Origin of the sequence: Pseudoalteromonas sp. K222D (assembly GCF_017653575.1) — a bacterium.
GTDB classification, from domain to species: Bacteria; Pseudomonadota; Gammaproteobacteria; order Enterobacterales; family Alteromonadaceae; genus Pseudoalteromonas; species Pseudoalteromonas nigrifaciens.
Genome location: NZ_JAGGDL010000018.1, coordinates 19,094 through 40,480 on the forward strand (window position 1 = coordinate 19,094; position 21,387 = coordinate 40,480).

The window sequence follows — 21,387 nt, forward strand, 5'->3', positions numbered from 1 at the left end:
TGATTAACCTTGTTCTATTAAATAATCGAGCAATGCCTTGTAGGCATATACCCCGCGAGACCGTGGACAAAATTCACTTGGAACTTGTTGCGCTAAACTGGCGTCTCTAAATTTGGTATCTACCGGAACAACGCCCGGCCACACTTTATCAGTATAAGTATTTTGCAGTGTTTTATATGCCTCTAACGAGGCTTTCGTGCGCTTATCGTACATGGTGGCAATTATAGTATATTCATAGCTTTTAGCTTGAGATGTTTGCATTAACTGCATAGTACGCATCATTCTGTCGAGCCCCTTTAGCGCTAAAAACTCGGTTTGTACCGGCACTAAAATGCGTTCACTCGCAGCTAGCGCATTAACCATTAATACGCCAAGTACTGGGGGGCAATCGAGGATTGCATAGTCGTAATATTCGCTTATTTTTGCAAGCGCTTTTTTTAATATTAATCCCATGCCGGTTTTATTGCCCATACTTCTATCTAGGGTAGCAATAGCCATAGTGGCGGGTAATATATCTAAGTTTTCAATACTAGATGGACATAATGCTTGGAGTATTTCTTCGCTTTGCATGCTAGTTCCGCGTACAAAAATATCGTATACGCTAACCTCTAAATCCTCAGAATCAATGCCAAAGTAATAGGTTAATGAGGCATGAGGATCGGTATCAATCAATAATACGCGCTTACCTTGAGATGCTAAAATACCTGCAAGGCTAACCGCGGTTGTGGTTTTCCCTACTCCACCTTTTTGATTTGCTACAGTCCAAATCTTCACATTGCATCCTAATTACAGTTCATTTCGAGTCGATATACGAATACCGCCATGGGGTAAACGAATTATTTTTATTGTATTATCGTCAGAGGGTAATTCTGCTTCAGGCGCAGGTTTAACGACTACTTGTTGCGGCTCAACGCTTACTACTTCTGCTGTTGGTGGCAACCCATATTTAGATAGGGCAATAACTACTTTGCGATTTTCAGCACGCCCTTGCTTAGTATCGTTAGTGGCAAAAGGAGAATATTGACCATATCCCTCAATCGCCATTCGCGCTGAATTTATACCTAGGCTTTCAAGCTCAACTAAAACGGCTGTTGCACGCGCCACCGACAACTCCCAATTCGAGCGGTACATTTCATTACCTATGGTTTGGTTGTCAGTATAGCCGCGTACTCTAATATAGTTATCTACCGGAGCAATTATATCTTTAATTATTTTAACAACTTGCTTAGCGCGAACTTGCGCTACACTACTACCACTTGAAAATAGCATGCCAGAACTAAGCTCAATGATCAGCCAATCTTGGCTGAGTTCTAAACTTGCTTCACCATCGCGTATTTCATCTATTAATGACGATTGCAGCTTAGCCAACAAACTATCGAGTGGTTTGCCAAGGTGTTTTTGCTCAATATTACTGGTATCGCTTTGTCCGTCCAGCAGCTTTGGCCCGTGTTCTTCTTTTAAAATACTTTCGCCGTAGAGCACCTCTTGCTCTGGGGTTACTCTGTCTGTCAATATTGCGTCGCCATTTACCCCAGTTCCTTGCTGCGAATGTTGACGGGCTGACTTATCAAATACATAACCAATCGAATCGGACAGCACTTGAAATTTCTCTTCTTTGTTAATTGCTATTGCGTACAAAACCACAAAAAAGGCAAACATAATCGTCATATAATCAGCATAAGACACCAGCCAACGTTCTGTGTGTTGACTTTTAGTAGTGGTGTTGCGCAAGCGACGACGTAACATAATAGCTGCTACTCAACCACGACATTTGGGCGGTCAACCCGATAGGCTTCAAGCTTTAATTCAATACTTACTGGGCTTTCGCCTTGGCTTATTGCAATTACGCCCTCGGCAAGCATTTCGTGATAAAGCATTTTTTGCTCAACCCGTTGCTTTAACTTATTAGCCATAGGTAAAAATAATAAATTAGCTAAACCCACGCCATAAATAGTTGCTATAAAGGCAGTGGCAACACCGGCTCCAAGCTTTTGCGGATCTGTAATAAACGACATTGCCTGAATAAGACCAAGCACGGCCCCTAAAATACCTATGGTCGGACTATAACCGCCCATAGCTTCATAAACACGACTTGCCTCTAGCAGACGTTCGCGCTCTAACAGTAAATCTATTTCTAACGTATCGCGCAGTTTTTGATCTGAGCAACCATCAATTAATAATCCAAGCCCTTTTGCAGCATAGGCATCTGGGTGGGTAAGCGCTTCGTTTTCAAGGGCTAAATAACCTTCTTGACGTGCTTTATGTGACCATCCTTTTACTTGCTCTATGGCATCTTCAATATTGTATTTAGGCGATACAAAAACCCAGTGCGTAATTTCTAGCATCTTTTTAAAAGTACTGGCTGATGTTTGTAACATTACAGCACCCAATGTGCCGCCCAGTACAATGATCAACGCAGGTCCGTTAAATAATGCCGATACCACACCGCCCTCTAACGAGTAACCTATTGCAATGGCGCCTAAGCCAATAAGTAAACCTAGTACGGAAAGCTTATCCACAGCCCACCTCTGTCTTTAAACGTATTGCTACTTCATCTAATGGCAGACTTTCGCTCGCTAAACCAGCATTAGCAATTGCTTGTGGCATACCATAAACAACACAACTTTTTTCATCTTGTGCCCAAATGGTTGCCCCTGATTGTTTAAGCATACGAGCGCCTTCACGCCCATCTGCGCCCATACCAGTTAATACTATAGCTAATACATCACCTTGATACGCTTTAGCGGCACTGGCGAAGGTTACATCAACGCTTGGTTTGTAACTAATGCGCTCGCTGTTATCTTCAAAAACTCGTAGTGTTCTACTTGCCCCACGACCATCAATCATCATTTGCTGGCCACCCGGTGCTAAGTAAGCCACACCTGCTTGCAGTCGATCTCCTTGCTGCGCTTCTTTTACCTGAATTTTACACAAACTATTTAAGCGTGCCGCAAAAGCCGGGGTAAACGCAGCAGGCATATGCTGAATTAATAATATAGGGTGCGGAAAGTTAGCAGGAAGCTGAGTTAATATAGTTTGCAGCGCAACAGGTCCACCGGTTGATGTGCCAATTGCAACTAGTTGATAGTGCTTGCCACTCGCGCGCTTTGTTACTATTGCACTGCGACTAGTTACTGGCGAATTATTAAAGCTTCGCTCTGGTTGTACTACTGTTGTTGCTGTTTTATTTGTTTGTGCAAACCTTGCTGCTAATGCGCTTGGCGCTGAAGTAGGTGTAAATAAAGGTTTGTTTATACTGGAGGGGCTAGGGCTAGCAACACGTCTAATACGTTGGCGGCCAATTTCTTTTACTTTGCTTTGCAGCAGCTTAATGGCATCTTCGTTATTGCGAGCAATGTCTTCAAATTTTTTCGGTAAAAAATCCATAGCACCAGCATCAAGTGCATCTAAAGTTGCAGTTGCACCGGAGCGAGTTAACGAAGAAAACATTAAAATTGGCGTCGGGTTACTGGCCATAATTTCTTTTACAGCACTTATACCATCCAACACCGGCATTTCTACATCCATAGTGATCATATCAGGACGTAAACTAGCTGCTTTTTCTACAGCATCTCGGCCATTTACGGCAAAGCCAATTACTTCAATCTCGCTATCTAATTCAAGAATCTCACTCACTCGACGGCGAAAAAAGCTCGAATCATCAACAACTAAAACTTTAACGGCCATTTTGCTCTCTTATTTTTATTGTGTAGACGTATAAAGTATACGTCTACTTTATTATTTACCTGCGTAGTGTTTTAACATACTCGGTACATCTAATATAAGTGCAATACCACCATCCGAAGTAATAGTGGCACCTGCCATTCCAGGCGTACCTTGTAATAAAGCGTCTAACGGCTTAATAACCACTTCTTCTTGACCAATTAACGAATCAACCACAAAGCCAACTTGTTGTGTACCTATTTGCACAATAACCACATGCCCTTGCGCTTTACGGCTTGTACGATCGGCACCTTTCACTAGCCAATGCTCTAAATAAAATAAAGGCACTGCTTTTTTACGAACAATAATAGTTAACTGACCATCAACCACATTCGTTTTAGTAAGGTCTAAGTTAAATATTTCACTTACTCCTGCCAATGGTAGTGCAAATGTTTGCTCACTCACTACCACCATTAAGGTAGGTAAAATAGCCAAAGTTAACGGTACTTTAATTTCAAGTATAGTGCCCACACCTAGTTCTGACTCTATGCTAACCGAGCCATTTAACTGGGTGATTTTAGTTTTAACCACATCCATGCCAACACCACGACCAGAAATATCAGATATTGCTTCTTTGGTAGAAAACCCTGGCGCAAATATCAGATTGTAAGCTTCGGTGTTAGACAAACGGCTTGCTTGCTCTTGATCAAGCACACCTTTTTTAATTGCTATTTGTTTTAGTTTTTCAGCATCCATACCTGCGCCATCATCTTTAATGGTAAGCAAAATATGATCCCCCTGCTGCGAAGCAGAAAGCGTAACGGTACCTGTTCTCGGTTTACCCGCAGCTTCACGATCATCTGGCATTTCTATACCATGATCAACCGAGTTACGTACTAAATGCACTAATGGATCGGCCAGTGCCTCAACTAGGTTTTTATCTAAATCGGTTTCTTCGCCAACCAGCAATAAATTAATATCTTTATTTAAGGTACGTGCTAAGTCGCGAACAACACGCGGAAAACGGCCAAATACTTTTTTGATTGGCTGCATTCGCGTTTTCATTACCGCGCCTTGCAAATCAGCTGTAACAACATCTAAGTTAGATATTGCTTTACTCATAGATTCACTTTCTGAACTGGTGGCTAAACTCACTAAACGATTACGTACTAATACAAGCTCGCCCACCATATTCATAATTTGATCAAGGCGTTTAGTATCAACCCTTACTGTTGTTTCAGCTTGTGCAGGCGGCGCTTTTTTAGCAACTGGCGCAGCGGTATTGGTATTAGCACTTGCTGCTACAACAGCCGCTTGTGGCTGCTTAACTTTATCAACTGCTACTGGTGAGGCTTTAACTACAGCTGCTTTAGGAGCCGTAACTTTATTTACAGGTGCAGGTGTTGCCGCGCTTTCTTTAGATTTTGGCGCCGCTCCCTTGCCATGCAGCTCATCTAGTAAAGCTTCAAACTCATCGTCACTTATTTCATCATCGTTAGTGCTAGCAGCCGGACTTTGAGCTGCTTGAGGTTTTGGAGTTTTATTTACCGCACCAAAACTTCCCACCCCGTGAAGCTCATCTAATAAGCTATCAAATTCATCGTCGGTAATATCGCCACTTAAGTCGCTGCTATTACTTAATGACTCTTTTATTGCAGGGCCTTTACCTTTGCCATGAAGTTCATCAAGTAAGTTTTCGAATTCATCTTCGCTAATTTCATCAATGTGCGCATCGTTTGCTGTAGCGTTTGTTGCTGCACTGGGTGCATCAAACAACTCATCAAATGCAAAAGGGTCATCATCTAAATTAGCATCTTGCGTTATTACTGGCGCAATAGTGTCACCACCAAGCTCTTCTTCTGTGGGGGGTAAACCTAATTTATGTAATATTTCGAGTAACTGAGGATCGGCAGGCTCTGGTTGCTCACGATTTTTAATCGTAGCAAACATTTCATTAATAGTATCAAGTGCTTGAAGTATAACATCCATTAGCTCAGAGTTAACTGTTCGCACTTTTTGGCGCAGTAAGTCAAACACGTTTTCTGCGCCATGGCAGGCATCTACCAGCTCTGACATCGCTAAAAAGCCCGCGCCACCTTTAACAGTGTGAAAGCCTCTAAAAATAGCGTTCAATAATTCAGTATCTTCTGGGTTATTTTCCAGTTCAACTAATTGTTCAGATAAAAGCTCAAGGATTTCTCCAGCTTCAACTAAAAAATCTTGTAATATATCTTCATCGACTTCAAAGCTCATGCAGTTACTCTCCTATTAGAAGCCCAAACTTGATAAAAGATCATCAACTTCGTCTTGATCAGATACAACATCATCACGCGATTCTTTATCAATAATAGGGCCTTCTGGGCCTGCTAATGCTTGTGCGGCAATCGAGTTTTCTGTTTTTTGTTGCTCTTGGTTATCGTTTTCATCTTGTGCTGCAAACGCAGTTAACAGATGAATTAAACTTTCTTCAACTTCGCGTACCAGCTCAATAACACGGCGAATTACTTGCCCGGTTAAATCCTGATAATCTTGAGCCATTAACACATTAGTCATTAATACTTGCAACTCATCGGTTTTAAGATGCGAGCTGTTCATAAATTTATCAATGCTATGACACAATGTTTTAAATTCACCAAGTTCAAGATCGCGGCTCATTAACCGATCCCAGGTTGGCTTGATATGCGAAATATCATCAGCTAATTGCTGGGCTAAAGGCAGGCTCGCTTCAACCGCATCCATGGTTTTGTTGGCGGCATTTTCTGTCATTTCTATGACATAGTTAAGTCGCTTTTTAGCATCCGGAATGGCATCAGTGGTTAAATCTGTTATGCGGGTGTCAAGCTCAAAACCCTTTAAAGACTCGTGCAACTGGCGCGTTAATTTACCTACTTCTGCAAACAAATATGATTGTTCTTGAGAAGCAGTTTCTAAAATTAACTGATCAGCTTTATGTTGCTCACCGTTTTCTAAAAAAGTGACCAGCTGACGTGCTTGCTCTAAAGTAATCTGAGGCGCAGCAGGTGCTGACATAAGCCTCTCCCCTTATTAACCTAAGCGTTCGAACACTTTTTCTAATTTAGTTTTTAATGTACCCGCAGTAAATGGCTTAACAATATAACCATTAACACCTGCTTGGGCTGCTGCAATAATTTGCTCTTTTTTAGCTTCTGCAGTAACCATTAAAACCGGAAGATGCTTTAATTTGTCATCTGCGCGTATTGCTCTTAACAAGTCAATACCTTGCATGCCCGGCATATTCCAATCTGTTACTACAAAGTCAAATGATTGATTTTGCAACATAGGTAAAGCAGTTGAGCCATCATCTGCTTCTAAAACATTGGTAAACCCTAAATCACGCAATAGGTTTTTAATAATACGTCTCATCGTTGAAAAGTCATCAACAACAAGAATTTTTATGTTTTTATCCAAAACATCCTCCAGTGAGGCCTAAACCTGTATTTACTTACTTCTAATTTATCCAGTCATTGATTTTTGCTTTTAGCTTAATCATCGCCTGACCATGTATCTGACTTACACGCGACTCACTTACATCGAGTATCTGTCCAATTTCTTTTAAATTCATTTCATCGTTATAGTACAACGAAAGCACCATTGCATCTCGCTCTGGTAGGGATTTAATTGCACTTAATAAAGATTCATTAAACCTTTCATTTTTAACATTATTAAAGGGTTTGTCTAGTGCTAAATCGTGCCCAACAGGTGTTATAACATCCTCATCAATACCTAAATCTTCTATTCCTAAGATTTTACTGGAATTAACATCGGTTAAAATATGATGATATTGCTCTAGTGTAATTTCAAGCTTTTGGGCAACTTCACTGTCTGTAGGTTCACGATTCAGGCTGCTTTCTAATGCTGAAATAGCTTCTATAACCTGGCGGCTTTTACGATGTACTGAGCGAGGAGCCCAGTCTCCACGGCGCATTTCATCAAGCATAGCGCCCCGAATACGAATACCCGCAAAGGTTTCAAAACTAGCGCCTTTAGTGGCATCAAAGTTTTTTGACGCCTCTATTAATCCTATCATTCCTGATTGAATTAAATCATCGAGTTGTACACTAGGGGGTAAACGAGCAATTAAATGACATGCTACTTTTTTTACTAATGAAGCATGCTTTTCAACAATCATATTTAAATTTTGTGTTGATTCATATCCCATAGCTCTATTCACCAATGTAGTCATAGTTAGCCGTTAACGAGTTTCTCAATGAAAAATTCTAAATGACCCGAAGGCTGGTTCGGTATTGGCCACTTTGTTATTCTTGTTGCTAATGTTTTAAAGGCAAGTGCAGCAGGAGAACTAGGAAACAGTTCAACAATTACTTTTTGACGACGTGTTGCTTTACGCATATTTTCATCATAAGGAACGGTTGCAACCAGCTCCATTGATATATCTAAAAATCGGTCTGTAACCTTTGATAGCTTTGCAAATAACTCTTGCCCTTCGCGTAATGAACGCACCATGTTGGCAACAATTTTAAATTTATACACGCCATGTTCGCGGCTTAATACTTTGATCAGTGCATAGGCATCGGTTATTGAAGTAGGCTCGTCACATACCACAACCAAAACATCTTGTGCAGCGCGAGAAAAACTCAGCACCATATCCGATATACCGGCAGCGGTATCAACAACTAATATATCAAAATCAGTATTGAGTTCGCTAAAAGCACGAATAAGCCCAGCATGTTCTGCAGGCGACAACTCAACCATACTTTGTGAACCCGAAGTCGCTGGTACTATTTTTATCCCAGCGGGGCCTTCTACTAGTATTTCATCAAGCTCACATTCGCCAGATAACACATGCGATAAATTACGCTCAACACGAAGTCCAAGCATTACATCACAATTGGCTAAACCCAAATCGGCATCAAGCACTAACACTCTATTGCCTTGCTGACCTAAAGCGATCGCAGTATTTAACGATACATTTGTTTTTCCAACGCCACCTTTACCGCCAGTGACGGCGATAACCTTAACGCCGTTATTATTATTTTTTCTCATTTTACGCAGGCCGCTTGCTTGATCTAATACTGTGTTAATCATACATCTCTACTGTGCTCGACGCCACTGATTGGTGTCGTGAATGTTGTACTTTTGTTCTCTTTAAATATAATTGCTCAGCTTTTTTCACTAGTTTTTCTGCATTTGCAACTCGAATATCTTCAGGTACTCGTTGACCATTAGTAAGATACCCTATTGGCAGGCGATTTTGAATCGCAATACTAATTATCTCGCCTAAACTTAATGATTCGTCGAGTTTAGTGAAAATACAACCGCTTAACTGTACTTTTTTAAAGTGTCTTACGGTTTCTTGTAACACATTTATTTGCGCAGTGGCACTTAATACTAAGTAATTACGAATATCCACACGCTGATTACGCATTAAGGTATTTAACTGCTCAGTTAAACGTAAATCACGTTGGCTCATACCTGCGGTATCTATAAGTACTAAGCGCTTGTTACGTAAATGATATAACACTTCAGCCAGTTCGTTCGCATCTTTAACTTGTTTAACCCCACAGCCAATAATACGGCCATATGTTGCAAGCTGCTCGTAAGCACCAATTCTGTAAGTATCGGTAGTAATTAGCGCTACTTTATCAGCACCATATTTTTGTGCACCTAATGCCGCGAGCTTAGCCACTGTAGTGGTTTTACCCACACCGGTTGGGCCAACTAATGCGTAAACACCACCTTGGCGCAAAATTTCGTTATTCGTGGTTTGCATCTGATCTTCAACCATAGTTAACAGCGCTTTCCAGCCCTGCTGACGCGGAACATCTTCAGGTACAAAACAAGCCATTTGCTCAGCAACTTCTTTATCGATTCCCATGCCTACTAAGCGGTCAATCATGCATGCGCGCGTTGGGTCACGGCGCGCCATATCTTGCTGCATTAAACCCGACACTTGGTGCTCTAATAACTGGCGAATTGCGTTCATTTCTTCACGCATTGTGCTCATTGCTTCACTTTCGGTATTTTTAGTCGTGTGTGTTTGCGCAACTGGCGTGTCTAATTCATCAAAATCACGGTCTAGGTCATCAAAACCTAAGCTGTCAGCTTGCGTTTGTGGGCGTGCTTGCGCAGCTTCTTCACGCGCAAACATATTTGTAGGGCGTTGTTTAGCGACCGGCTCTTGATAATGCTCTGAGGTATCTATACCTGATTGCGAAAACATTGAAGCCAATTCTGCTGAACGTGGACGCGGCGACTGGCGCTCTAATAGTGCTTGTAAGCTATCGGCTACCTTTGCTTGTGGCTCAGGTCTAGCACGCTGTGGCTCTGGTTTTACAAAGTTATGCATGCTTTGCGAGTGGGCAGAATGTGCCGTACGCTGCTGCAGCGGCGCACTTTGTTGTGGCGCGGCGGCTTTAGGGGCTGCTTTGTCATAATCAACCGCTGCGACAATTTCTACGCCGTTTGCGAGTTTTTTATTAGACATAATAACCGCATCAACACCTAGCTCATCTTTAACTTCTTTAAGTGCTGTGCGCATATCTTTAGCAAAAAAACGTTTAATCTTCATGGTTCAACCCCTTTAAAATCTTATTGTTGGCCTACTGAGCTAACAATCTTGATCTGCCTTTCGTCTGGTATCTCTTGATAAGACATCACTCGCAATCCTGGAATGGTGTACTTAACAAAACGAGATAACACAGTGCGTAACATTCCTGACGTTAACAGTATTGAAGGTTCACCGGCCATTTCTTGATTTTGATGCGCTTCGTTTAATGACACTTGAAGTCGCTCTGCAAGTCCTGGCTCTATTCCGGCACCTTCGTCGCCTGCATTTTGTAATGACTGATGCAACATCTGTTCCAACTCAGGCGCCAAGGTTATGACAGGGATTTCTGAAGACATACCCACCGCATCTTGAACTATTAATCGACGCAGTGAAATACGTACCGCAGCGGTTAAAACATCTGGGTCTTGGCTACGCGGGCCATACTCTACAAGGGTTTGTACTATTGAGCGCATATCGCGAATAGCTACACCTTCGTTTAATAAATTTTGTAAAACTTTAACTATGGTAGTTAATGGCAATACATCAGGCACCAAGCCTTCTACTAACCTTGGGTGACTTTTTGCTAGCATATCTAATAGGTTTTGTACTTCTTCGTGGCCTAATAATAACGCCGCATTATTGGTGAGTAATTGGCTAATATGAGTGGCAACCACAGTCGCCGAATCAACCACGGTATAACCAAGCGATTGCGCTTCATCTTTTTGATCAGGCTTGATCCACACCGCATCTAAACCAAAAGCCGGATCTTTAGTTTCAATCCCTTTTATAGGACCAAATACTTGCCCCGGATTAATTGCCAATTCATCGCCGTGTTTTAGTTCGCCTTCGCCACTTGATACGCCCATTAAGGTAATTCGGTATGCATTTGGGTCTAGCTCTAAGTTGTCGCGTATATGTACCGGGGGCACTAAAAAGCCTAATTCTTGAGAGAGCTTTTTACGCACGCCTTTAATGCGGTTTAGCAATTCACCACCTTGGGATTGATCAACCAATGGAATAAGTCGGTAACCTACCTCTAAACCAATTACATCAACCTGCTGCACATCGTCCCAGCCTAACTCTTTTTGCTCTTGCTTATTGGCAATGCCTGTACCTACTGCGCTGCCATTAGCGGTTTCCTCAGCAAGTACTGCTGCCGCTTTTAATTTGTTTTGTTGGGTGTAGTAAGCTAAATAACCTAATAATGCGCCCAAGCTTAAGAACGCTACGTGTGGCATACCAGGTACTAAACCCATAATAATTAAAATGCCTGAAGCAATAAATAACGACTTTTCGTTACCGAGTTGTTTCTTAAATTGATCGCCCATGTTGTGCGACTCATTTTGACGCGTTACAACAATAGCAGTACCAATAGAGAGTAATAATGAGGGAAGTTGTGCAACTAAGCCATCACCTATGGTAAGCAAGGTATAAATTTCCATGGCACTGCCAAAGCTTAAATCGTGTTGGATCATGCCAACAAATAAGCCACCAACAATATTAATAATTAATATAACAATACCGGCAATAGCATCGCCTTTTACAAATTTACTGGCACCATCCATAGAACCATAAAAGTCGGCTTCGCGGGTAACTTCTTCACGGCGCTCTCGGGCTTGCTCGGCGCTAATAAAGCCCGCATTCATGTCGGCATCAATTGCCATTTGTTTACCCGGCATAGCGTCAAGGGTAAAGCGCGCCGACACTTCAGAAATACGCCCAGCACCTTTAGTAATTACCACAAAGTTTATGATGATCAAGATTAAAAACACCACTAAACCTACTGCATAGTTCCCACCAATAACCACAGAGCCAAAGGCTTCAATTACTTTACCGGCAGAGTCACCACCATTGTGGCCCTCAAGTAATACTACTCGGGTGCTGGCAACGTTAAGTGCCAAACGCATAATAGTGGCGATTAGTAACACAGCCGGAAACATACCAAACTCAAGTGGTTTCATGGTGTATACAGTTACCAGTAACACCACCAAAGCAAGGGCAATATTAAAAGAAAATAATATATCAAGCAGGAACGGAGGAAGAGGTAAAATGACCATACCCAGCGCAGCAAGTACCATTAATGGTGTACCTACGCCTTTGGCATACTCTTTTTTATCTTTGTTAAGTTGTTGTAATACCGCTTTAAATCCCATAACCCTACAATTTCAAAAAATTGACACTACTTTGAAATTGCAATAACTATTCCAAGTTATAGGTTATTTAAATTAATACTGATAATCGTCAGGAATAGGCAGTTTTTTATTAAGTTTGGTGGGGCGTTTTCCGCGCCCTTTATTAAAGCGCTTAAGCTGAAACACATAAGCTAATACTTGCGCAACTGCGGTAAATAATTGATCCGGGATTTGCTCCCCCACTTCTGCAGTATGATAAAGTGCTCGAGTAAGCGATGGCGATTCTAAAATAGGCACTTCATTACCAATCGCTATTTTACGAATTTGCATTGCCATTTCATCAATTCCTTTGGCAACTACTATAGGTGCTCCGGCGCGTTCGGTGTCGTACTTTAAAGCCACAGAGTAATGGGTAGGGTTAGTTACAATAACATCGGCATCGGGCACATCTTGCATCATACGTTTTTGCGACATTTGCCGCTGGGTTTGCCTTATGCGCGCTTTTATTTGTGGGTCACCCTCTGAGTTTTTATACTCGTCTTTTACTTCTTGAAGGGTCATTTTAAGTTGTTTATTGTGGTTATAGCTTTGAAACGGCGCATCAATCGCAGCAATAATAATTAAGGTACAAGACAAGCCTAAAAACATCCAAGCCAATATTTCTAAGGCATGAATAATATTACCTGGGGCGCTTTCTACACTTAAGTGCAGTATTTCATCAAAAAAGGTATTAATTAAAAACACTGCAAAACTGGCAACTAAACCAAATTTTAACAGCGACTTTAACAGCTCCACCCCAGCTTGTGGGCCAAACATACGTTTAAAGCCTTTAGCAGGCGACATTTTACTGGCTTTAGGCGCAGCGGCTTGCCAGCTAAAATTAAAGCCACCTAACATGGTGTTACCAATAAAAGCAGCTAATACAATAATAAATACAAACATTGCCATAGGAAACATCAGCGCATCGGCCACTTCGCCCCATACAGCAAACATTTTGGTGGTATCGTAGGTTTCGTTACGGTTTAGGCTAAGCATTCTACCCATTACGTTATACAAACCTTTACCAATTTCGGGACCGTACATGAGCAACGAAATAGCCGAAAAAATAAGCACAAACATAGTACCCAACTCTTTGGATCGCGCTATTTGGCCTTTCTTTTTGGCATCCTCTATTTTTTTGGATGTGGGTTCTTCGGTTTTTTCTTGTCCAGAATCTTCAGACACAATAACCTCCTAAGGCGAGCAGCCCACTAATGAGCACATTAACTCGACCATTTTTAGCCACTGAAACTCAAACTGCGATACAAAGTTACCTAAGGTCGCCCAAATAATGATAAGCCCAGCAACTAACGTAAACGGAAAACCAATAGAAAAAATATTTAGCTGTGGCGCGGCGCGGGTCATAATGCCAAACGACATATTAATTACCAGCATAGCAGTAAGTGGTGCCAGTGATAGCACCAGCGCTGTAGTAAACATCCAGCCGCCCCAAGTTACTATGTCCCAGTAATGATCCACCGACCACCAATTACCATCAATTGGCAGCACTTCAAAGCTGTGTACCACCATTTGAATCATCATTAAGTGACCATTAAATACAAAAAATAATAAGGTCGCTAAAATAAGGTAAAACTGCCCTACTGCAGGCACACTTAAACCATTGGAGGGGTCAACTACAGAGGCAAAACCAAGACCCGTTTGCATAGCCAATATTTGCCCAGCTAACACAAAGGTATTTAACAATAAGGTAGATGCAAAGCCAATCGCAATGCCTATTAGCATTTGCTGAATAACCACTAAAATCATTTCAAACGAAAACAAATTAGTAAAGGTAGCAGGCGGCAGCATAGGCACAGCAACAAAAGTAACAACAATTGCTAAGCCCATTTTTATACGTGTGGGTACGTTTTTAGCGCCAAGGCCAGCCATTACCATAATCATTGAACTAATACGCACTAATGGCAGTAAAAAGTCACTCAACCATTGAATAACGACAGCAAACGGTAATTCCATACTTAGCCTGCAATTTCAGGAATAAGTAATACTAGGCGGGTAAAAAAGTCCATTAACTCTTGGGTAAACCAGTGGCCGCCAACAATAAGCGCACTTATAGTAATAAGTAAGCGTGGTAAAAAACTCAAAGTTTGCTCGTTAATTGAAGTTGCAGCCTGAAACACTGCAACCACTAAACCCACAATTAAGCCCGGCACTACAATAGCAGAAACCAATTTAATTACTAAAAACAGCGCGCTACTTAAAATATCAACAAATACTTCTGGTTCCACGGCGTACTCCTAGTGCGTAATTAGCTTAGTGTTAAGTAAGGTCATGTGCCTAAACCAAAGCTTTTTGCCAAGGTTCCCATCACTAAGCTCCAGCCATCAACCAACACAAACAGCATTATTTTAAACGGTAAAGACACTATCATTGGCGATAGCATCATCATACCCATGGCCATTAATACCGACGCCACCACTAAATCCACGATTAAAAAAGGAATAAAAAACATAAAACCAATAATAAAGGCCGTTTGCAGCTCACTGGTTACAAACGCCGGAATAAGTACAATTAAAGGAGTGGCTTCTGGCGAGTCTAGCTGATCGTACCCTGCTATTTTGGCAAAGGTTTCTAAATCTTTAATACGCACTTGCGACAGCATAAAGGCTTTCATTGGCTCTTTTGCCAGCTCCAATGCTTCCATTGAAGTGACTTGCTCGCTTAGATAGGGCTCTATAGCGCGTTCGTTCACTTGCTGATAAATAGGCGCCATAATAAAAATACTTAAAAATAACGACATACCTAGCAATACTTGATTTGAGGGGGTTTGTTGTAAACCTATGGCTTGGCGCAAAATAGCCAGCACTACAATTATACGGGTAAACGAGGTCATCATGATTATAGCCGCCGGAATAAAGCTCAGCGCGGTCATAATAGCCAATACTTGCAGCGTTACCGAGTAGTCTTGGGTGCCATCTGCATTTGTGGTAATGGTTAGTGCGTCTATTCCTTCTGCACTTACATTTGGTACAAACAGCATGACAAAAATAAGAAGCAGCCATTTAGTCATAATTTTAATTCTTTTTATTTTGATTTGCTTGTGGGTTTAAAAGCTTACTAAAGCGTTTTGCTAATTCTGGTAGCTCTTTTTCACTCAAAGGTGTGTCTAATTTATGTAAATAGTTAATGCTGTGCGGGGTAACCCCTAACAAATGTTGTGCGTTGTCTATTTCTACCACCATTAAACGCTCACGCGAACCAAGCGGTAAACTACGCACTACTTTAAACTCATCACTATTTGCTAAATTTGGATTAAACTTTTTCACAAAAAATGCCAGTACTATAATTAGCACCAGCACCATAACAAGCGATAACACCATAGAGAGAATATCGCCTGTGGGTGTTACCTGCTCTGCTTTTGTAAATACCGAGCTGGTTAAAGCAACAACCATACTCATCGTAATTTTTTGATCCGTTCTACTTGGCTAATTACGTCGGTTAAACGAATACCAAACTTATCGTTTACTACCACCACTTCGCCATGGGCAATTAAAGTACCATTAACCAGTACATCTAACGGCTCACCTGCAACACGGTCAAGCTCTACCACCGAGCCTTGGTTTAATTGTAATAAGTTACGAATATTAATTTTAGAGCGCCCTACTTCCATAGAAATAGTCACAGGTATATCTAAAATTGTATCGAGCTTGCGCTTTTCATCGCCACTGATCTCGTGTTTTGCATCGCTTAATTCATCGAGTTCAGTTACTTTTGCTTGGCCACTGTCATCAGTGCCCTCAGCTTCGGCTAAAGCTGCTGCCCATTCATCCATAGTGTCTTGATCATCGCTCATACGTTTAACCTTTTAATCAATTACCAGTCTAAGTCTACACCGTCAGAGAGGTGTAAATCATCTTCTAGTTCTGCTAATTCTGCATCTGAATCAATTTTCTTGCCGCCTTTGGTAAATACATGCAGCTCAGATTTAACTGAATCAGGTCGTTTAATTTTTTCACTAATTTGCAGCGCAACACTATCGCGTGAGCGGCCCATTTTAGCTCTAAATGTCGGTAACTCTTCAACAAATACAGTTATATGCTCAGGCATTTCTACCGGAATAATATCACCTGCTTTGAGTTCCATTATTTGTTTTAGTGTTAAATCTACTTCCAATAACTGAGTAGATAGCTCAACCTCTACGTCCATTATTTCATCGCGTAGTGCCTTACTCCAACGTAAATCGGTGTCTTCGGTATCCGATTGCACACCCGCGTCAAGCAGCTCTCTAATTGGCTCCAGCATAGAATAAGGCAGAGCAATATGAAAGTCTCCCCCACCGCCATCCAATTCAATATGAAAAGAGCTAATAACCACCACTTCGGTTGGGCTTACAATGTTAGCCATAGCAGGGTTTACTTCAGAATCTAAGTATTCAAACGATACATCCATTACCGGTGCCCATGCTTCTTTATAATCTTCAAAGATTATTTTTAGTAACATTTGCACAATGCGTCGCTCTGTAGGGGTAAATTCACGCCCTTCAATTTTTGCATGGTAGCGGCCATCACCACCAAAAAAGTTATCAACCAAAATAAACACTAAACGTGCTTCCATGGTAATAAGGCCGGTGCCTTTTAAAGGTCTAAAACGCACCATATTTAAACTGGTTGGCACAAACAAAGTATGCACATACTCGCCAAACTTAATCATTTGTACGCCATTTATAGACACCTCAGCGGTGCGGCGCATCATGTTAAATAGGCTAATTCGCATATGACGAGCAAAGCGTTCATTAACAATTTCCAGTGTCGGCATTCGCCCACGTACGATCCGATCTTGCGAAGAAAAGTCATACTGAAGCGTATTGCCTTCACCGTCTTCACCTTCGGGTATATCTTCCTCGTCAACGTCATCAACACCATGCAATAACGCATCAATTTCGTCTTGGGATAATAAATCGCTCACGCTAGCCCCTTATTGCATCACAAAGCCGGTAAATAATACCCGCTCAATTACTTTACTGCCTTCAACGTCCATTAAGCTAGCTTGTACTTTTTCTAGTGCTGCAAAGCGTAAGTTTTCTTTACCTACACTGGTGCTTAGTTCGTCAGCCGTGGTCATAGAAAATATACTTAATAATGTACTTTCTATTAGTGGAATATGCTTTTTAGCGGTTTCTTCGTTTGCTTCGCCGCGCACTAATAATTCCACTTTAATTTGCACAATTCTATCGCGACTAGAGCCCGGTATGTTAAATACAAAAGGTCTTGGCATTGCAACATAAAGTGCGCTGCCTATTTTGGCCGATGAACCTGTAGAAGAGCTAGCTTGCTGTGCTGTAGCGGCTTCATCATTTAACGTTTCCGCTGGCGTGTCTGAGCCCGAAAGCAAAAAATAACCAACAACAGCTGCAACAATAACAAGCAATACAGCTGCAATAATTACTATGATTTTCTTTTTGCTGTTACCTGTTTCTTCTATTTCTAAATTAGTCTCTTCAGCCATGATATTTCCTTTATTAGCAAAGGTACTTGCTTGTTTTAGCTATTATAATAGCAGTACTTAGGCATAGTAATCTATTGATGATGACGTTTGTTGTCGAGAACTTGGCATTTGTGTATTAATTTGCTCATCGTTTTCATCAGTAGTCAATTCATTATTAGCTAAACGACGACTATCGTTGTCATCATTTTGCTCTGCTCCTTGCCCTCCAGGCTCACCATAAGAAATAGTACTTTCGCCTAAATCTATGCCTTGTTGGGCAAGCATTTCGCGTAAGCGCGGAAGCGATTGTTCAAGCGCTTCTTTAGCTTGCTGGTTTTGTACTACAAAGTTTATTTGTGCTTGCTCTGCATCGCTTCTGATGCGAATTTGCATACTGCCCATTTCTGGTGGGTCGAGACGAATTTCTGCTACTTTATTATTTATGCTAAGCATAGAGCTCACTCGCTCTTGCAACATTTTTGCCGCGTCACTTTTTATAATATTAAGCGCTTGCATAACACCTGGGTCCAAGCTTGCTTGTTTAACTTGCGCTGTGCTTTGTAATTGCCCAGCCTGCAACGCTTGCATATCAATTATAGTTTGCTCATACCCTACACTATCGTATAGGCCTAAACCATTTACCGTACTGGTAATTTGCGTCAATAATTGTGCTGCTCGGGGTGATAACTGTTCAGTGTTATTTTTTTGCAATGACTCTAACGATTTAGTGAGTTCTTTATCGCTAAGCGCATTTAATGCTGTTTTATCATCTGCAGATATTAATACTTTTTTATCAATCGATGCGCTTAGCTCTGCAATTGTTTGCTTAATACTTGCTAGCTGCTCACCTTGTGGCTGCTCATTTTTAATATAGCTATTTAACTGGCTCAGTAGCGCTTGTTTTTCTGGGGTGGTTAATGCATTTATTTGAGAATTTAAAGCCTGTTTAGCCGTGTCTGCTGCGCTTGCTTTATCACTTTCAACAACATATTGAGTAAGCATTTGCTTTAACGTTGCGAGGTTATCGTTGCTATTGGGTTTGCTACTTGCCTGCAGCTGCGTAGTTAATTGCTCATGCTGCTCGGGTGTAAGTTTAGCAAGTAACGGATCTGATTTAATTGCCTCGCTATCTTTGCTTAGCAAGTTCATTACTGCGGCATCTACCGATTGTTTTTGCGCTGTTGCATCGCCTTTATTATTTGCCGTAGCCATGCTTTGAGATAAGGGCATTAACTTTTCATTTGCCGCTTCAGCGCTTGCTGCAACATCGCTAAACACACCTTTTTGCGGTGCAATTACAATAGGGGCAAGCTGATCATCAGGCTTCCCTTTTAATTGCTTAGCGTCTTCATCTAAAGCCTCGGCTTTAGCATCAGCGTTCTTTTTAACTGAGGTGTCTATAGTGTGCGCAGCATTTATTTGCGCCAACATACTATCGCCCGAAACAGCATCGTCTTGTGTTTCAGGCTGCTCAGCCTTAGCATTGCTAGCGCCTGCTTTAGCTTTGCTGTTATTATTGTAAGCCGCTTTATTGGCATCTTCTAACTGATTAAAAAAACCAGTATCAGAGTCATCATTACGTCTTGAGTTACTCGCTTGTTTATTAGAGTAAGCGTCTTGCTCAGATACCGCTAACATTGAAATATCATTAATCGTCATAAATCACCTAATATAAAGCGGCAACAAACCACCCAATAATACCTAAAATTATAGTTCACTTAACAACAAAGCAATTAACGTGCCTTTGTTTATAAGGTACAAGCTTTTGTTAAAGCGGTTAAAGTACTCGCTACTTACTAAAGTCGATTGTTGTGTCGTTGAAAAAATTGATTAGCCGAAAATTCATCCAACATCTTTTGCTCATTTTTAGCCACTAGCACATCGGCCTTTAACTGTTGTTTTTCGATGAGTTTAGCGACTGCTTTAGCCTTAATTTGCTGCTTTAACCACAGGGTTTTACGCTGGCTAACCACTTGTTTTGCAGTGTTAACTGTATTGGCTTGTTGGCGAATTGCTTCTTCTATTTTAGCAATAAATGCATGAAATTGACTAAACCCAGCACTTGATAAGCCCGACTGCCCTTTAATGTGTAATTGCTGGGTGTATTCCAATCTAAAGTTATTTAAACCTTGGAGTTTTTGCTGGTTTGCCTGCAAATTTTGATTCGCCTGCAAATAGCTCATCCGCAGCGTTTCTTCTTTATCGTTTTCAATCTTTAGTAATAAATGCAGTTTGTTTTTAGCCATTATGCTTGCCCTAATAACTGCGCTAGCCCTTGCAGGCCGTCGTCGTAACTAATTACATCGCGCATGCCTTGCTGTAAAAAGGCATTTACTCTTGGCATCATATTTATGGCTTGATCAAGCATTTGATCTGTCCCTTTTTGATACGCACCTAGGGTGATCATGTCTTTATTTTGCTGGTACATAGAGTACACCTGCTTAAGCACTCGCGCTTGTTGCATGTGCGTCTCAGATACCACTTGCGGCATTACTCGTGAAATAGATTTTTCTATATCAATTGCCGGATAATGACCGCTGTCGGCCAGTTCCCGCGAAAGTACAATATGGCCGTCGAGTATGGCGCGCGCCGCATCGGCAATGGGATCTTGCATATCATCGCCTTCACTTAATACGGTAAAAAAGGCAGTAATAGAGCCTTGCCCTTCTCCGCCGTTACCGGCACGCTCCACCAGCGCTGGTAGTTTTGCAAACACCGAAGGCGGGTAGCCTTTAGTCGCCGGTGGCTCGCCTACTGCAAGTGCTATTTCACGCTGCGCCATGGCATAGCGCGTTACCGAATCGAGCAATAACAAAACGTTTAATCCCTGATCGCGAAAGTACTCTGCAATTGTTACCGCACTTTCGCAGCCTTTTAAACGCATTAATGGTGAAGAATCTGCCGGTGCTGCTACAACCACCGAGCGTTTTCGCCCCTCAACACCAAGTATTTCTTCAATAAATTCTTTTACTTCGCGGCCACGCTCACCCACCAGTCCCACCACAATAACATCGGCTTCACTACCACGAGTCATCATACCAAGCAGTACCGACTTACCTACACCCGAGCCTGCAAACAAGCCCATTCGCTGGCCTTGTCCTACTGTTATTACTGAATTTATAGCACGCACGCCTACATCCATAGGCTGGCTTATAGGTCGTCTTGAAAGAGGGTTTATCGGTTTTTGGGCAAACTTAAGATAGTGCTCAGCATTAATTTTACCTAAACCATCAAGAGGACGACCTAAGCCATCAACTACGCGGCCCAGCAAACTCATGCCTACAGGTAAACCTGTGTCGTTAAGTTGGGGGATCACCCGAGCACCAGGGAGCACCCCCGATATATGATCGTTTGGCATTAAATATAAGGTTTGGTCGTTAAAGCCAACTATTTCGGCGTCAACAAAGCCGTTCATAGTTTCTATTTTACATTGGCTACCTACAGGCGCACGTAAGCCTTTAGCCTCAAGGGTAAGGCCAACTACTCGCGTTAAAATACCCGCTACAGCAAGTGTTGGCGGTTTAATATGCTGTTTGTATTGAGATAAGCGTTCGCTTAATGAAACATCTAAAGCAGACATAA

Annotated in this window: 22 protein-coding genes; all 22 read right to left on the reverse strand. The window is 41.7% G+C overall.

What is annotated here, in order from left to right; genetic code table 11:
- Positions 1–3 precede the first annotated feature (3 nt).
- Positions 4–774, reverse strand: coding sequence for a ParA family protein (locus tag J5X91_RS10435; RefSeq protein ID WP_011327509.1), 771 nt, complete (start codon positions 772–774; stop codon positions 4–6).
- 12 nt (positions 775–786) lie between these two features.
- Positions 787–1,746, reverse strand: coding sequence for a flagellar motor protein MotB (locus J5X91_RS10440; protein WP_208834737.1), 960 nt, complete (start codon positions 1,744–1,746; stop codon positions 787–789).
- An 8-nt stretch (positions 1,747–1,754) separates the two neighbouring features.
- The gene (locus J5X91_RS10445; RefSeq protein WP_208834742.1) at positions 1,755–2,519 is read right to left on the reverse strand and encodes a flagellar motor protein; all 765 of its coding nucleotides are present in this window, start codon (positions 2,517–2,519) and stop codon (positions 1,755–1,757) included.
- Positions 2,512–3,687: a chemotaxis response regulator protein-glutamate methylesterase gene (locus J5X91_RS10450; RefSeq protein WP_208834746.1), complete on the reverse strand. Its 1,176-nt coding sequence runs from the start codon at positions 3,685–3,687 to the stop codon at positions 2,512–2,514. The genes J5X91_RS10445 and J5X91_RS10450 overlap by 8 nt, the downstream gene beginning before the upstream one ends.
- 51 nt (positions 3,688–3,738) lie before the next feature.
- Positions 3,739–5,916 carry a chemotaxis protein CheA gene (locus J5X91_RS10455; protein ID WP_182683999.1) on the reverse strand — a complete coding sequence of 726 codons (2,178 nt, stop codon included), beginning with the start codon at positions 5,914–5,916 and terminating at the stop codon, positions 3,739–3,741.
- Positions 5,917–5,931: 15 nt separating this feature from the next.
- Positions 5,932–6,693, reverse strand: a complete 762-nt coding sequence (locus J5X91_RS10460) for a protein phosphatase CheZ (protein WP_011327504.1) — start codon at positions 6,691–6,693, stop codon at positions 5,932–5,934.
- 15 nt (positions 6,694–6,708) lie between these two features.
- Complete coding sequence (gene cheY, locus J5X91_RS10465; RefSeq protein ID WP_011327503.1) at positions 6,709–7,092, reverse strand: chemotaxis response regulator CheY; 384 nt, start codon at positions 7,090–7,092, stop codon at positions 6,709–6,711.
- Positions 7,093–7,132: 40 nt separating this feature from the next.
- Entirely contained in the window at positions 7,133–7,843 is a 711-nt protein-coding gene (locus J5X91_RS10470; protein ID WP_011327502.1) for an RNA polymerase sigma factor FliA, read from the reverse strand.
- Positions 7,844–7,869: 26 nt separating this feature from the next.
- Complete coding sequence (locus tag J5X91_RS10475; RefSeq protein ID WP_208834752.1) at positions 7,870–8,730, reverse strand: MinD/ParA family protein; 861 nt, start codon at positions 8,728–8,730, stop codon at positions 7,870–7,872.
- The gene (flhF, locus tag J5X91_RS10480) at positions 8,723–10,213 is read right to left on the reverse strand and encodes a flagellar biosynthesis protein FlhF (protein WP_193038479.1); all 1,491 of its coding nucleotides are present in this window, start codon (positions 10,211–10,213) and stop codon (positions 8,723–8,725) included. The genes J5X91_RS10475 and flhF overlap by 8 nt, the downstream gene beginning before the upstream one ends.
- Positions 10,214–10,233: 20 nt before the next feature.
- Positions 10,234–12,345, reverse strand: a complete 2,112-nt coding sequence (gene flhA, locus J5X91_RS10485) for a flagellar biosynthesis protein FlhA (RefSeq protein ID WP_208834757.1) — start codon at positions 12,343–12,345, stop codon at positions 10,234–10,236.
- Between the two features lie 72 nt (positions 12,346–12,417).
- Positions 12,418–13,548: a flagellar biosynthesis protein FlhB gene (gene flhB / locus J5X91_RS10490; RefSeq protein ID WP_058372792.1), complete on the reverse strand. Its 1,131-nt coding sequence runs from the start codon at positions 13,546–13,548 to the stop codon at positions 12,418–12,420.
- 9 nt (positions 13,549–13,557) lie between these two features.
- On the reverse strand, positions 13,558–14,337 hold the full coding sequence (gene fliR, locus J5X91_RS10495) for a flagellar biosynthetic protein FliR (protein WP_011327497.1): 780 nt from the start codon (positions 14,335–14,337) through the stop codon (positions 13,558–13,560).
- 2 nt (positions 14,338–14,339) lie between these two features.
- Positions 14,340–14,609, reverse strand: a complete 270-nt coding sequence (gene fliQ / locus J5X91_RS10500) for a flagellar biosynthesis protein FliQ (protein WP_011327496.1) — start codon at positions 14,607–14,609, stop codon at positions 14,340–14,342.
- A gap of 41 nt (positions 14,610–14,650) precedes the next feature.
- On the reverse strand, positions 14,651–15,391 hold the full coding sequence (gene fliP / locus J5X91_RS10505) for a flagellar type III secretion system pore protein FliP (protein ID WP_011327495.1): 741 nt from the start codon (positions 15,389–15,391) through the stop codon (positions 14,651–14,653).
- 4 nt (positions 15,392–15,395) lie between these two features.
- Entirely contained in the window at positions 15,396–15,779 is a 384-nt protein-coding gene (gene fliO, locus J5X91_RS10510; protein WP_041454360.1) for a flagellar biosynthetic protein FliO, read from the reverse strand.
- Positions 15,776–16,174, reverse strand: coding sequence for a flagellar motor switch protein FliN (fliN, locus tag J5X91_RS10515; protein ID WP_011327493.1), 399 nt, complete (start codon positions 16,172–16,174; stop codon positions 15,776–15,778). Before fliN ends, fliO begins: the two co-directional genes overlap by 4 nt.
- Before the next feature lie 20 nt (positions 16,175–16,194).
- A complete protein-coding gene (fliM, locus tag J5X91_RS10520; protein ID WP_011327492.1) occupies positions 16,195–17,286 on the reverse strand; it encodes a flagellar motor switch protein FliM in 1,092 nt (363 codons plus the stop codon).
- Between the two features lie 9 nt (positions 17,287–17,295).
- Positions 17,296–17,826: a flagellar basal body-associated protein FliL gene (fliL, locus tag J5X91_RS10525; RefSeq protein WP_089367876.1), complete on the reverse strand. Its 531-nt coding sequence runs from the start codon at positions 17,824–17,826 to the stop codon at positions 17,296–17,298.
- A gap of 57 nt (positions 17,827–17,883) precedes the next feature.
- Positions 17,884–19,464, reverse strand: a complete 1,581-nt coding sequence (locus tag J5X91_RS10530) for a flagellar hook-length control protein FliK (protein ID WP_208834759.1) — start codon at positions 19,462–19,464, stop codon at positions 17,884–17,886.
- Positions 19,465–19,601: 137 nt separating this feature from the next.
- Positions 19,602–20,051: a flagellar export protein FliJ gene (gene fliJ / locus J5X91_RS10535; RefSeq protein ID WP_041454359.1), complete on the reverse strand. Its 450-nt coding sequence runs from the start codon at positions 20,049–20,051 to the stop codon at positions 19,602–19,604.
- On the reverse strand, positions 20,051–21,385 hold the full coding sequence (fliI, locus tag J5X91_RS10540) for a flagellar protein export ATPase FliI (protein WP_011327488.1): 1,335 nt from the start codon (positions 21,383–21,385) through the stop codon (positions 20,051–20,053). Before fliI ends, fliJ begins: the two co-directional genes overlap by 1 nt.
- Between the last annotated feature and the right edge of the window lie 2 nt (positions 21,386–21,387).

Coding starts and splice junctions, on each gene's coding strand:
- J5X91_RS10440 (WP_208834737.1), bottom strand. CDS start 1,746: ATGTTACGTCGTCGCTTGCGCAACACCACTACTAAAAGTCAACACACA.
- J5X91_RS10450 (WP_208834746.1), bottom strand. CDS start 3,687: ATGGCCGTTAAAGTTTTAGTTGTTGATGATTCGAGCTTTTTTCGCCGT.
- J5X91_RS10455 (WP_182683999.1), bottom strand. CDS start 5,916: ATGAGCTTTGAAGTCGATGAAGATATATTACAAGATTTTTTAGTTGAA.
- J5X91_RS10460 (WP_011327504.1), bottom strand. CDS start 6,693: ATGTCAGCACCTGCTGCGCCTCAGATTACTTTAGAGCAAGCACGTCAG.
- J5X91_RS10470 (WP_011327502.1), bottom strand. CDS start 7,843: ATGGGATATGAATCAACACAAAATTTAAATATGATTGTTGAAAAGCAT.
- J5X91_RS10475 (WP_208834752.1), bottom strand. CDS start 8,730: ATGATTAACACAGTATTAGATCAAGCAAGCGGCCTGCGTAAAATGAGA.
- flhF (WP_193038479.1), bottom strand. CDS start 10,213: ATGAAGATTAAACGTTTTTTTGCTAAAGATATGCGCACAGCACTTAAA.
- flhA (WP_208834757.1), bottom strand. CDS start 12,345: ATGGGATTTAAAGCGGTATTACAACAACTTAACAAAGATAAAAAAGAG.
- fliR (WP_011327497.1), bottom strand. CDS start 14,337: ATGGAATTACCGTTTGCTGTCGTTATTCAATGGTTGAGTGACTTTTTA.
- fliP (WP_011327495.1), bottom strand. CDS start 15,391: ATGACTAAATGGCTGCTTCTTATTTTTGTCATGCTGTTTGTACCAAAT.
- fliO (WP_041454360.1), bottom strand. CDS start 15,779: ATGAGTATGGTTGTTGCTTTAACCAGCTCGGTATTTACAAAAGCAGAG.
- fliN (WP_011327493.1), bottom strand. CDS start 16,174: ATGAGCGATGATCAAGACACTATGGATGAATGGGCAGCAGCTTTAGCC.
- fliL (WP_089367876.1), bottom strand. CDS start 17,826: ATGGCTGAAGAGACTAATTTAGAAATAGAAGAAACAGGTAACAGCAAA.
- J5X91_RS10530 (WP_208834759.1), bottom strand. CDS start 19,464: ATGACGATTAATGATATTTCAATGTTAGCGGTATCTGAGCAAGACGCT.
- fliJ (WP_041454359.1), bottom strand. CDS start 20,051: ATGGCTAAAAACAAACTGCATTTATTACTAAAGATTGAAAACGATAAA.
- fliI (WP_011327488.1), bottom strand. CDS start 21,385: ATGTCTGCTTTAGATGTTTCATTAAGCGAACGCTTATCTCAATACAAA.